Origin of the sequence: Clostridium sp. KLE 1755 (assembly GCF_000466465.2) — a bacterium.
Classification (GTDB): Bacteria; Bacillota; Clostridia; order Lachnospirales; family Lachnospiraceae; genus Eisenbergiella; species Eisenbergiella porci.
The window spans coordinates 1-12,504 of the sequence record NZ_KE992782.1; the positions used below are offsets into that span (position 1 = coordinate 1).

Annotated in this window: 12 protein-coding genes; 10 read left to right on the top strand and 2 right to left on the bottom strand. The window is 47.8% G+C overall.

The features are described 5' to 3' along the window. Positions 1-55 precede the first annotated feature (55 nt). Positions 56-586 carry a GNAT family N-acetyltransferase gene (locus HMPREF1548_RS27760; protein ID WP_021640199.1) on the bottom strand — a complete coding sequence of 177 codons (531 nt, stop codon included), beginning with the start codon at positions 584-586 and terminating at the stop codon, positions 56-58. A 457-nt stretch (positions 587-1,043) separates the two neighbouring features. After that, on the bottom strand, positions 1,044-1,586 hold the full coding sequence (locus HMPREF1548_RS27770) for a Uma2 family endonuclease (RefSeq protein ID WP_035324353.1): 543 nt from the start codon (positions 1,584-1,586) through the stop codon (positions 1,044-1,046). Positions 1,587-1,933: 347 nt separating this feature from the next. Between HMPREF1548_RS27770 and ispE the strand changes: the two genes are divergently transcribed. The 10 genes from ispE (at position 1,934) to HMPREF1548_RS27825 (ending at position 12,487) form a co-directional block, all read left to right on the top strand. Further along, positions 1,934-2,815, top strand: a complete 882-nt coding sequence (ispE, locus tag HMPREF1548_RS27775; protein WP_035324355.1) for a 4-(cytidine 5'-diphospho)-2-C-methyl-D-erythritol kinase — start codon at positions 1,934-1,936, stop codon at positions 2,813-2,815. Positions 2,816-2,847: 32 nt separating this feature from the next. After that, complete coding sequence (locus HMPREF1548_RS27780) at positions 2,848-3,531, top strand: GntR family transcriptional regulator (protein WP_035324357.1); 684 nt, start codon at positions 2,848-2,850, stop codon at positions 3,529-3,531. Positions 3,532-3,587: 56 nt separating this feature from the next. Then, positions 3,588-3,914 carry a hypothetical protein gene (locus HMPREF1548_RS27785; RefSeq protein WP_021640205.1) on the top strand — a complete coding sequence of 109 codons (327 nt, stop codon included), beginning with the start codon at positions 3,588-3,590 and terminating at the stop codon, positions 3,912-3,914. 48 nt (positions 3,915-3,962) lie between these two features. Continuing rightward, positions 3,963-4,799, top strand: coding sequence for a glutamate racemase (gene murI / locus HMPREF1548_RS27790; protein ID WP_035324384.1), 837 nt, complete (start codon positions 3,963-3,965; stop codon positions 4,797-4,799). Positions 4,800-4,825: 26 nt separating this feature from the next. Further along, positions 4,826-5,275, top strand: a complete 450-nt coding sequence (locus HMPREF1548_RS27795; protein ID WP_021640207.1) for a YwiB family protein — start codon at positions 4,826-4,828, stop codon at positions 5,273-5,275. A 206-nt stretch (positions 5,276-5,481) separates the two neighbouring features. After that, entirely contained in the window at positions 5,482-6,570 is a 1,089-nt protein-coding gene (locus HMPREF1548_RS27805; RefSeq protein WP_035324361.1) for an AraC family transcriptional regulator, read from the top strand. Positions 6,571-6,592: 22 nt separating this feature from the next. Beyond that, positions 6,593-8,767, top strand: coding sequence for an alpha-L-rhamnosidase (locus HMPREF1548_RS27810; protein ID WP_021640210.1), 2,175 nt, complete (start codon positions 6,593-6,595; stop codon positions 8,765-8,767). 242 nt (positions 8,768-9,009) lie between these two features. Beyond that, positions 9,010-9,948, top strand: coding sequence for an alpha/beta hydrolase (locus HMPREF1548_RS27815; protein WP_021640212.1), 939 nt, complete (start codon positions 9,010-9,012; stop codon positions 9,946-9,948). A 78-nt stretch (positions 9,949-10,026) separates the two neighbouring features. Next, positions 10,027-11,709: a sensor histidine kinase gene (locus tag HMPREF1548_RS27820; RefSeq protein WP_021640213.1), complete on the top strand. Its 1,683-nt coding sequence runs from the start codon at positions 10,027-10,029 to the stop codon at positions 11,707-11,709. Then, the gene (locus HMPREF1548_RS27825; RefSeq protein ID WP_021640214.1) at positions 11,687-12,487 is read left to right on the top strand and encodes a response regulator transcription factor; all 801 of its coding nucleotides are present in this window, start codon (positions 11,687-11,689) and stop codon (positions 12,485-12,487) included. The genes HMPREF1548_RS27820 and HMPREF1548_RS27825 overlap by 23 nt, the downstream gene beginning before the upstream one ends. Positions 12,488-12,504: the final 17 nt, after the last annotated feature.

The following is a 12,504-nucleotide window of genomic DNA, read 5'->3' on the forward strand; positions in this document are numbered from 1 at the left end:
TAATCAGAGAAATTTTCTCCTACTCGATTGGTGTGCCCAGGACAGTGCTTATTTTTCATAAAAGCTTCTGAAACAGTGCAAACCTGTCCAGCCCGTACTTCCCATACCCCAAATCCACAGTATCAATATACTGGAAACCGCATTTCTGGTACAGACGGATTGCCGGCTCATTTTTTTCATAAACATCCAGGCGCACGGCCTTCATGCCATTTTCCCGCCCATAATCGATGACGAAATCCACCAGCTGCCTTCCCACGCCCTTTCCGGAATAATCCGGGTGCACCGCCAGCGTATAGACAACGATAATATTGTCATAATCGGAAGGAAAATGCCAGTCCGCCTTTTCATAACCATTTTCCGGCACCTGGCGCAGGATGAAAGAACCGATAATACGGCCGTTTTCCCTGGCGGCATAGGCAGTGCCCTCCAGTACGGCGTTTTCAGCCGTATCCCTGGCCGGATAAATCCCACGTTTCCATTCGGGATAGTTGATATGGGATGCAAGGTAATCATTTACTTCATCATAAAACTGGGAAAGCGCATCAATATCGCTTTCCCCGGCTTTTTCAATTATTATATTCATCATATATGTTATCCTTTGTAATACTGGGCAGCCGTCCGGTAAGGCTGGCCGTTAATGAGTTCTGCCCGTTCTCCCTCCGGCATAGCGTAAAAAGCATCAATGTTATAAAACCGTTCCCCAGGTAACGGCATAAAGTCATGTATGTTGTTGGTATTCATAAAGATATTCTTTTCGTTGTTCAAATAAAGGAATGTTTTCAACATCATTCTGCCAGGGAGGTTTAGTGTGAAAGAAAGTAGATGGCAGAAAAAAATGGCGCACTTTCACAAGCTGTCTGAAAAGGCATTTGTGCCGCCAACTAAAAGGCGGCGGAATGGAGATTTTTATGTAAAGAACTTTTTTACCGTGCGATATTATCATAGCATATATTTAATGTTATTTCTATGAAATAAATAGTAAGATTAGGGTGTGCAAAAAACTGCTGCCATTCAGAAATAATCTGGCGGCAGCAGGTGTGAGGTCAGATATTCAGTTTTGACAGATTGATGGAAAAGTCAGGATAAATTCCTACAGGCACATTATCCGTGAAGGAATATTCGTTCATATCGTCCGCTTCAAAATGGTAAACAGTGATACGGTCTTTATCATGGTCAACAATCCAATATTCCCGAACACCGGCGGTGCGATATTTGAATAGCTTTTTGTTATAATCCATTGGCCTGCTGCTGGGAGAAACGATTTCTATTATCCAGTCGGGAGCACCAACACAGCCCTTGTCATTCAGTTTATTTTGGTCACAAATAACACTGATATCCGGTTCAACATAGTTTCTGTCGTTCTCATTCAGGAATACGGCAAATGGGGAGATATAAGCCCGATAGGCACCATTGTTGCCGTGAATATAATCCCGAATGGTTGCAAAGAGTTCTCCAATGATATCCTGATGTCTCCGGCTGGGAGGGGCCATGTAATAAATCTGACCGTCAATCAGTTCAGCGCGTTCTCCATCCGGCAGAGCGTAAATATCATCAATAGTATAAATCCGTTCCCTTGGTAACGGCATAAAGTCATTTCCTTTCATGATAGAAGGATATTCGGTTTGTGAATATCCATAGTATGGGTGAGTAGTGAAGAACTATTCCTGGGATGCTCTGTTGTCACGTTCCATTCGTTCATCAATGGCTTTTTTTATATAACCATTGACGGTTTCTCCTTTGGACTCCTTTATCAAACCGGAATAAACCGAGATAAAATATCATAAACTAAGACGAACTGTCAAATGTACTTTATTCCCAGTATTTATGCGGCTTTGCAGGCTCAGGCCGGCAAAAGATAAACATTGACGAACCAGCCCTAATTGTATATACTTAAGTACAATCAGTGTATACAATCCGGACGGAGAAGAAAATTATGGAATCAATTACATTAAAAGCGATGGCCAAGATCAATCTCGGCCTGGATGTCATAAGACGCAGGGAAGACGGCTATCATGAGGTACGTATGATCATGCAGACCGTGGGCCTGTATGATGAACTCAGCTTCCGCAGGCAGAAGGAGACTTCTGTCCTTCTGACCACGAATATGCGCGCGCTTCCCACAGACGGGCATAACCTGGTGGTGAAGACAGCGGAGCTAATCAGGAAGGAATATGGGATCCGGGAAGGGCTGAACGTGCATCTGAAGAAGAAAATACCCGTGGCGGCCGGCATGGCCGGCGGAAGCACGGATGCCGCCGCGGTTTTTGTGGGGATGAATGAGCTGTTCGGGCTGGGGATGACCCTTGAGAGAATGCAGAGCCTGGCGGTGCAAATCGGCGCAGATGTTCCTTACTGTATCCAGGGAGGAACCGCGCTTTCGGAAGGTATCGGGGAGATACTGACGGCTCTGCCGCCGGCTCCTGACTGCTTCTGTATTATAGCCAAGCCGCCCATTTATGTGTCTACGAAGTTTGTATATGAGCATCTGCAGGCGGATAAGCTGGAAAAGCATCCGGATATTGACGGGATAATTGACAGCATCCGCGCCGGAAGCATCCGCGGCGTGGCGGACCGGCTGGAAAATGTGCTGGAAACCGTGACGGAGAAGGAATACCCGGTGATTGCGCAGATCAAACAGTTCCTCAGGGACAGGGGAGCGCTGGGCGCCCTGATGAGCGGAAGCGGCCCCACGGTTTTTGCACTGTATGACAGGAAGGCGGAGGCATCTGCGGCTTATGAGGCCCTGAAAAGGTCCGGGCTGGCAAAGCAGGTGTATCTGACATCCTTTACCGACAAAACGTGCCTGGCCAAATGATGCATGCGCGCCATGCGCAGACAGGAGCAGTGATGAAGATAGAAGAAAACACAAACGATTACCTGCCGTTAAGGGACGTTGTATTTAATACCCTCAGAGAAAGCATTCTGAAGGGAGAAATGAAGCCCGGAGAAAGGCTGATGGAAATCCATCTGGCCAATAAGCTGGGCGTAAGCCGTACGCCTATCAGGGAAGCTATCCGCAAGCTGGAGCTTGAGGGCCTGGTTACCATGATACCCAGACGCGGCGCCGAGGTGGCGCAGATAACCGCCAAGGGCCTGCGGGATGTACTGGAGGTGCGCCAGGCGCTGGACGCGCTGGCAATGGAGCTTGCCTGTGAAAGGATTTCGGAAGAAGAAATCCGTGCGCTCAGAGAGGCCTGCGACCGGTTTGCACAGGTCACCAGGACCCAGGACGCAGTAAAGATAGCGGAAGCCGACGTTGCGCTTCACGATATTATTGTACAGGGGAGCCGGAATGAAAAGCTGGCCCAGATGGTGGGAAACCTTTCCCAGCAGATGTACCGCTACCGCCTGGAATACATCAAGGATGTGAGCCAGCATGTAAGGCTTATTGAGGAACACGAAGAGATTTACAGATGCATCAGCAGCCGGGATAAGGATGCGGGTGCGCGGGCTATTAAAATGCATATTTATAACCAGGAGCAGTCCATCATGAACCAGATCCAGCAATATAAAGGATCCTCCAGGGTATAGGATGCCGTGATGCTGTCAATACTTTCCAATATAACGGACCGGAGGAAAGTGACAGCATGAAATATAAAGAAATTATCAGGGACATTGCGGCGGCAGGGCTGATAGCATTCAGCTTTTGGAGTGTTTTTTATCCGGAATTCACCTTTGCCACGGATGCCTATCAGAAAATAGAGGATGGAACGCCTGTGGAAGCCGATGGAAACGTGGCGGATTATTATGAAATTCTGGAAGCGGGAGAGGGCGAGGTAACGATCCGATTCAGCTTTATGGAAAAGCTCATGCCGGAAAAAGCGGATGAGGCCGTCAAACAGACGCAAGCGCAGAAGGAAACGTCCGCGGCTGCGGTGAACGGAAAAATGAGCGCGGCAAAGGCCGTCAGGTGAACTCCATCATCGTAAAAAGCCGTGATGAACGGCGGAATCGAGGAAGGAATGGCACAGAATATAAAACAGCTGCAGCATGCGCCCATCGGGGTATTTGATTCCGGTGTGGGCGGCCTTACGGTGGCACGGGAGATTATGCGCCAGATACCCAATGAAAAAATAGTATATTTCGGCGATACAGCAAGGCTGCCTTATGGCAGTAAATCAAAGGATACCATTACCAGATATTCCAGACAGATAGTACGTTTCCTGGAAACCCAGGATGTGAAGGCTATAGTGGTGGCCTGCAATACGGCGAGCGCCTATGCGCTTGACAGTCTGGAGAAGGAAATACAGATGCCAATCATCGGCGTGGTAAAGCCGGGAGCCAGGGTTGCGGCCGAGGTAACGCAAAATGGCAAAATCGGCGTTATCGGCACAGAGGGAACAATAGGCAGCCAGATTTACACGGAGTACATACATAATATCAATCCGGATGCACGTGTCATCGGAAAGGCCTGCCCGCTGTTCTGCCCCCTTGTGGAGGAAGGGCTGTGGCAGGATCCGGTAACGGATGAAATCGCCTCCAGATATTTGACGGAACTGATAGATATCGGCATAGATACACTGATCCTGGGCTGCACTCATTATCCCCTGATCCGTTCCACAGTAGGCAGGATTATGGGAGATAAGGTAACACTGGTCAATCCGGCCTATGAAACCGCCATTGAGCTGAAAAGGCTGCTGGCGGAGCATGACCTGCTTAACCCCCAGGCACCGGCGCTGGGAGACAATAAGTATAAATTTTATGTGAGCGATGGTGCGGATAAGTTCAAAACATTTGCCAATTCCATCATCAAGTACGGCATCCTGTCGGCTAAAACCATTAACATAGAAGAATACTGACAACAGACGGGAGGTCTGGAATAAATATGACAAAGGAAGTAATGGTTTCCATCAGAGGGCTTCAGTTCGACCAGGAAATGGACAGTGAAGAAATTGAAACAATCCAGTGGGGCCAGTATTATAAAAAAAATGATACGCACTATATCATATATGATGAGCTTATGGAGGGCTGTGACGAGCCGACTAGAAATATCATCAAGTTTAAAGAACATGAGATGAACCTGACCAAACGGGGAACGGTCAATGTATATATGGTTTTTGAAGAAAACAAGAAAAACATGACCAGCTATCTCACTCCCTATGGAAGCATCCTCATCGGCCTGGACACCAGCAGGGTTACGTTTACGGAGGAAGAAAAGGAAATCAGCGTCAATGTGGACTATGCGCTGGAGGTCAATTATGAGTACCTGGCTGACTGCAGGATAGAAATGCATATCCGGCCGAAGGACGGGGAAGGAATCAACCTGCTCTCCTGAAGTGAACGGACGGGAACATAAAAAGATGCCATTGCAGAAGCGCCAAACAGGTTTCTGCAGTGGCTTTTTTTGCATGGAAGGAAAGGTCATAAAAAGACAGCCGGAAAGGATAGTGACTTTTTATGACAAAACGTTTATGATGAGAAAAAGCCCGGTATTAAGGGAATATTCCGTCTCCATATACCACTGAAAAGGAAAACATGTCCATGAATCATGAGGAAATAGAAGAAAAGCTGATTCCCCTCCGGGATTACGAAAAAAGCTGCAGAGAAATCTACCTTGCCAATCCGGAAGCCTTCCGGAATGTGGTTTGGAACTGGGAGGAATTCAAGGAGCGGTTCCGGGCAACGGACCACAGCGGCTATGCGCTTGGAGAAGAGCCACCTGTTTTTATGGGGAATCTCCTTACCGAACAGGATTGCTTTGAAAATGAGAGCATCGAAGCGGCGGTTATTTTACATGACCGGTATGCGCCGCCCTTTTACCATAATCTGAAATTTATCAAAATTGTGTACGCCCTTCGCGGAGGCTGCCGCTTTTTTGTGCAGGATAAAACCCAGGACAGGGAAACCGTGCTGAACGAGGGGGATTTTGTCATTATCCCGCCGGAGATGAACCAGGCAGTTTTTACCGGTGAGGAGGACGCGGTTACCGTGAATATTATCCTGAAAAGGAGCACCTTCGGGGATTCCTTTTACAGCCTGCTTCTGGAAAATGACAGTATATCCGACTTTTTCTGGCAGATGCTCTACAGCAAGGGAAGCAACCGGGCGCTGGTGGTGCGCTGCGGAAAGGATGAACGGCTGCGCAGCATAGTCCTGGACATGTGCGGGGAGGGGCTTTTCTGCCGGAAAAGCGCGCCTGCCGGAGGCAATCTTATGATGAAGGGTTACGTAATGCTGCTGTTTGGCTGGACGCTGAAGGCGCATCAGCAGAAGATGGAGGATGTGGGCAGCATCAGCGCCAGTGAGGCGGTCCTTCCGGTGATGATCCGGTACATCCGCGAAAACTATACTACGGTTACGCTCACCTCGGTGGCAAAGCATTTTGGGAAAAGCGAAGGCTACCTGAGCCGTTATATCCGCAGGGAAACGGGAAAAACCTTCCGTTTTCTGTTAAAGGAATTCCGGATGAAGCAGGCGGCCAATATGATAGAGAATTCCACCTGCAATATGGAAGAGGTGGCAGAGGCGATAGGCTATTCCGATATCAGCTGCTTTTACAGAAATTTCAAGGAAAGCTTTGGATGTACGCCGCAGCAATACAGAAACAAGAGAAACAGGGTCAGCCTGTAAAAAGAAAAGGAGAGGATTACTTATGGAATGGAAGGGAAAATGGATTGGACCTGCGCAGAGTATGGGGGATGTCTGCCCTGTGTTTGTCAGGGAATTTAACAAAGGAGATTTTCCGGGGAAGGAAATCAAATCGGTGCAGCTTCAGGTAACTGCACTGGGGGTCTATGAAGCACAGCTGAACGGAAAGCGCGTTGGGGACTATGTGCTCGCTCCCGGCTGGACCTCTTATGAAACGAGGCATCAGTACCAGTGCTATGATATCACGGAACTGGTGGAAGACAGGAACCGCCTGGAAATCACGGTAGGAAAGGGCTGGTACAGAAGCCCTGTTCCCGGCTGGATTACGGAAGAGGGGAAAGCGCGGCGGGCGGCAATTCCCGCAGGCCTGATTGCGGAAATCAAAATTACCTTTACGGATACAACAACCGCTGTGATTCCCACGGATGAGACATGGCAGGCCGCCGAAAGCAGGATCCGGTTCAGCGAAATCTACGATGGTGAGGTCTATGACGCCAGCTTTGAAGTTTCAGATTATCAGCCTGTGGTGCTTCTTGAGCGAACAACCGACAATCTGATCCCCCAGCAAGGCGAAAAAATAACAGAGCACGAATATGTGAAGGCAGCGCGCTGCTTTACCGCGCCGAATGGAGAGGTCGTGGTGGATTTCGGCCAGGAGGTAACAGGCTACATACAGTTTACGGTAGACGCAAAGGCCGGGGAAAAGGTGGAAATTTCCCACGGGGAGGTGCTGGATAAGGACGGTAACTTCTATAATGCCAACTACCGCTCCGCCAAATCCAAGATTTATTATACCTGCTGCGACGGGGTGCAGACCTATAAGCCTAAAATGACATTTTTCGGATTCCGTTATATCAGGCTGGATCAGTTCCCGGGGACTCCCTGTGCAGATCAGTTCTATGCGGTGGCGGTTCATTCGGACATGAAGCGCACCGGCCGTCTCCGTTCCTCCAATCCGCTTCTGAACCAGCTGTTCAGCAATATTATCTGGGGACAGAAGGGCAATTTCCTGGATGTGCCCACGGACTGCCCGCAGCGTGACGAACGCATGGGATGGACGGGAGACGCGCAGGCTTTTGTCAAGACGGCAAGCTATAATTTTGATGTGGACCGGTTCTTTACCAAGTGGCTGGCGGACATGGCTGCGGATCAGCGTCCGGACGGCTCAATAGGCCATGTGGTCCCCACCCTTTATGTGGGAAGCGGCAGCGCTGCCTGGGATGACGCCGCTGCCATCTGCCCCTGGCAGATATATATGACCTATGGGGATAAGGAAATCCTCAGACAGCAGTTTGACTGTATGAAAAAATATATCGGCTTCATTACCAATAGCACAAAGGATCCGTACCTTTGGACCGGCGGGGAGCATTATGAGGACTGGCTCGGCCTGGACGCGCCTGTGGGAAGCTATAAGGGATCCAGCAGGGCGGATTTTATAGCCTCTGCCTTCTATGCCTATTCCACCTCCCTTGTGGTAAAGGCCGGCAGGGTGCTGGGAGAGGATGTAAGTGAGTATGAGAGGCTGTATCAGGGGATCGTGGATACCTTCCGCAAAACCTTCACAGATTACCGGACGCAGACAGAGCATGTCCTTGCCGTGCATTTCGGGCTTGCCGAGGATCCTCAGAAAACCGCAGATGCGTTGGCGGAGATGATAAAAGCCTGCGGAAGCAAGCTGCAGACCGGTTTTGTGGGAACCCCCTATCTGCTTCACGTACTGAGCAGCTACGGACATACGGAGCTTGCCTATACCTTGCTTTTGCGCACGGAATATCCTTCCTGGCTCTATCCTGTTACAAAAGGGGCCACTACCGTCTGGGAGCATTGGGACGGCATCATGGAAAACGGGGACTTCTGGAGCACGGATATGAACTCTTTCAATCACTACGCATACGGCGCGGTAGCCGACTGGGTATACGAGGCAGCGGCAGGAATTCAGACGGTGGAGGATGCGCCGGGCTTTGCCAGGGTAAAAATAGCCCCCCAGCCCGACAGCAGGCTGGACTGGCTGGAAGCTTCCATTGAAACAAGGAAAGGAACCGTCCGTTCCCTCTGGAAGCAGGAGGAAGGCAGAATCCGCTATGAAATAACCACACCGTCACCCGCCGAGATAGTAATTGCCGGAAAGACGATGGAGGTGGAGGCAGGAGATTATATTTTTTACTCTGAAATTGCCTGATAAAGTAAGAAAAGCCTGAAACAGGAGACTTATCGTAAAAATGTCGTCAGGGCTGCCGGGCCGGGAGTGCATACTGCAATCCCGGGTCCGGAGGCCCTGTTTTTGGTCAATGGGGAGGGCTGATTTTTTATGGGGACGGGAAAAGGAGGAAACAGCCGGAGGGATCTGTGATACAATAACAGAAGAATGCAAAAACCCCGTATTGTTACGGACAGGCAGGAAACAGACAGGAGGATTACAATATGAGTGACTTGGAAGGATTGAAATTAATACCGCCGCTTCAGGTGCCGCCGGAGCAGTTCCCGGAATCGGAGGAGCTGCCGGAGGGAGTTAAAACAGTGGACTGGAAGGACACCTATGGTTTTGGGGTGGAATTTCTTCCGAATGTGGTGTATGCCAACAGGGGAGGCATTAACCTGCATCTCCAGATCATGGTGCCTAAATCAGGGCAGGAGCCGGATAGGAAATGGCCGCTGATTATGTTTGTGCAGGGATCCGCCTGGCATAAACAGGACGTTTTTGATCATCTTCCAAATCTGATCCGGATGGCGCAGCGGGGCTTTGCCGTAGCCATTGTGGAATACCGGCCCAGTGATATCGCCCCCTTTCCGGCGCAGGTTCAGGATACAAAGGCCGCTATCCGTTACATGAAAATCAATGCAGGTAAATATCGCGTGGATGCGGACAGGACCGCTCTGTGGGGAGATTCCAGCGGCGGCCATACCGCGTTGATGGCAGGCTTTACAGGAGACGGGGAACCGGACATGGATGCCTACCGTGAACAGTCTGCGGCCGTAAAATGCATTGTGGACTGGTACGGTCCCACGGACATCGCAAAAATGAATTATTACCCCAGCTCCATGGATCACACACAGGCAGACAGCCCGGAGGGCTTTGTCATCGGCCGCAAAAATGTCCTGGAAAACCCGGAGCTGGCCGATGCCACGGTTCCCATGAATTATCTTTCCCGGGAAAAGGATACGCCGCCCCTGCTTATCATGCACGGCGGAAGCGACATGCTGGTGCCCTTTAACCAGAGCTGCAGACTGTACGAAAGAATGAAGGAACTGGGGAAAAATGTGGAATTCATCAAGCTGGCCGGCGCCAATCACGGGTTTATGGGATTCAACTGCGATGAAGCGTTGGATGCGGTGGAGGGATTTCTGCGGAAATATATATAATTATACTGACCGGATGTTTTATTGGGATTGGGGTAAAATTACTGCAACAGCAAAATGCTGTCCCGGAAATGAGGGGAAATGAGACGGTATACATTAAAATTTCAGATTGTTCTGCTGTTTTTCCTGATTAGCCTGCCCGCCCTTGCATTGTCCCTGGCTGCAAGCAGAGTCAATATGAAGGAAGCACAGGAGCAGGTGGTTAATGTCAAACAGAACAGCATGAAAATGCTGGTAAAGCAGTATGATACGAGCCTTGAAGCGATTGAAAATTATATTCAGCTTATCCTTTATGCGGATAATACTTATTCTGCGCTTCGTCTTAACGAAAAGGATTCCAGGTATCAGCAGGCAAGGATCTGGCTCAGGGACGAACTGGATAATCTGCTGAAGTATTTTCCATTAGCAGCGGGTTTTTATGTGAGGATTCCGCATAATGAAGATATTTATATCGTGAAACAGCTTGATAAAATTCCATTGGATGCGCAGGAATATCTGGAGGAACAACTGATGCGGAAAGATAATTTCGCCAGGCCTGATATTATTGAGCATGGAAAGACACAGTATCTGTTGAAATCTTACAGCAATCAGTTTGTTGAGATTGGATATATTCTTCAGCTGAACGAATTATGGGAACAATTCAGCAATAATGTGGAGACGCAGGATATTCTGGCGGTTTATCTGCCGGGAAATGGAAAGCGCATCAATTTATCGGATAAGGGATATAAGGATAATGATTTTTCACAATATACGAAGCTTGAAGCTGGATTTACCCATGTGGATGTCAGATTAGAGCTTTATCTGCCCAAAAACAGTATGTCGGGCAGAATTTCCATAAGGGACAGATTTATTCTGTACTGCTCTATTTTAATGCTGGTGCTGCTTCCAATTTTTATGCTTCTTTTGAGAAAGCTCTTTTTGATACCTATGAAAGGGATTTCCTGTGCTATGCAGGAAATCCTTAAGGGAAATACAGAATACCGGATTCAGCACTTTTCAAAAACACAGGAATTCAGTGAAATTGAACAGGCTTTTAACAGCGTGCTTAATTACAGTAAGGATTTGAAAATTGAAGCATATGAATTAAAGCTGGAAAAAGAAAAAGAACAGCTGATTAATTTAAAGCTGCAGATAAATCCGCATTTGTTATTAAATTCGCTGAATACTATCTATAGCCTCACAATGAATAATAAAATAGCAGAAATTCGGGAATTTTCTTTAAACTTGTCGAAATACTTCCGATATGCGCTGCGGAATACTTCGGAATTTGTAACGATACAGTCGGAGATTGATTTTATTAAGGTATATAGTAAGGTACAGAAAATACGGTATCCAAATGCCTTTTATATTATGTTTGATGTGGATGAAGAGCTGATGGAGGAAATGATTCCGCCTCTGATTATACAGAATTTTGTGGAAAACAGTACAAAATATGCATTGGTGCCCGGAGAAGAGATAGAAATTCTTGTAATTATTAAAAAAAATGATTCCACTCTGCGGATTTCGATATGTGACAGCGGAAGGGGTATTGATGAAGAACTGCTGGAACAGATATCTCAGGGACAGATTATCTGTGACAGCCGCGGAAGGCATGTGGGAATATGGAATTGTGTGAAAAGGCTGCGTAGCTTTTACGGACAGGACGCACATTTTCATATTACTTCACAAAAAGGTGAAGGGACTCAGGTATGGATGGAGTTTCCCTGTCATTTTGCGGGAGAGGATGGAAAGGAAATGAAAGATGAATCTGTTGATAATAGATGATGAAATAGAAATAATCAATGGAATTATGGCAGGAGTCCGGTGGGAAAATCTGTGTTTTCAGACTGTTTATCAGGCGACATCCATTGAAGAGAGCAAGAAGCTGTTTTACCAGGATACGATTGATATTGTTTTGTGTGATATTGAAATGCCTGACGGCTCCGGTTTGGATCTATTGGAATGGATTAGGATGCAGTATCCGAAAACAGTGCGTATTATTATGACGTGTCATGAAGAATTTGATTATGCAAGAAGGGCAATAGCGCTTGACTGCAAGGATTATATTGTAAAGCCGATGGTTTATGAAGAACTGGAGGAAAAACTGCTTCATATAGCAAAAGAGATAAACCGTAACTGGGAGAATGACAAATATCAGGCATTCGGAAGGGAATGGATGAAACAGATTATCAGGGAAGGCGAGGTACAGGAAGGCCCGGCTTCCAGGGAGGAGATTGTCAAACAGGTGAAGTCGTATATTACGGCAAATCTTCAGGAAGAACTGAGGATCGAATTCCTTGCAAAAAAATTCTTCCTTTCTGCAGATTATCTGTCCAGATTATTTAAGAAGGAAGAGGGGATTGGAATCGGGGATTTCATACTGGAGGAAAGGATGTTCCTTGCCAGGGAGCTTTTGAAGGAAGGGCGTCTTTCCATTGCAAGAGTGGCCTATGAATGCGGATACGACAATTACAGTTATTTTACCAAAATATTTAAAAAAAAGTATGGTATGACGCCCCGGGAATATGGGCAGGCATTGAAGGAAAAAGAGAGTGCGGATTAGTGCTATTTGTGTTCGGA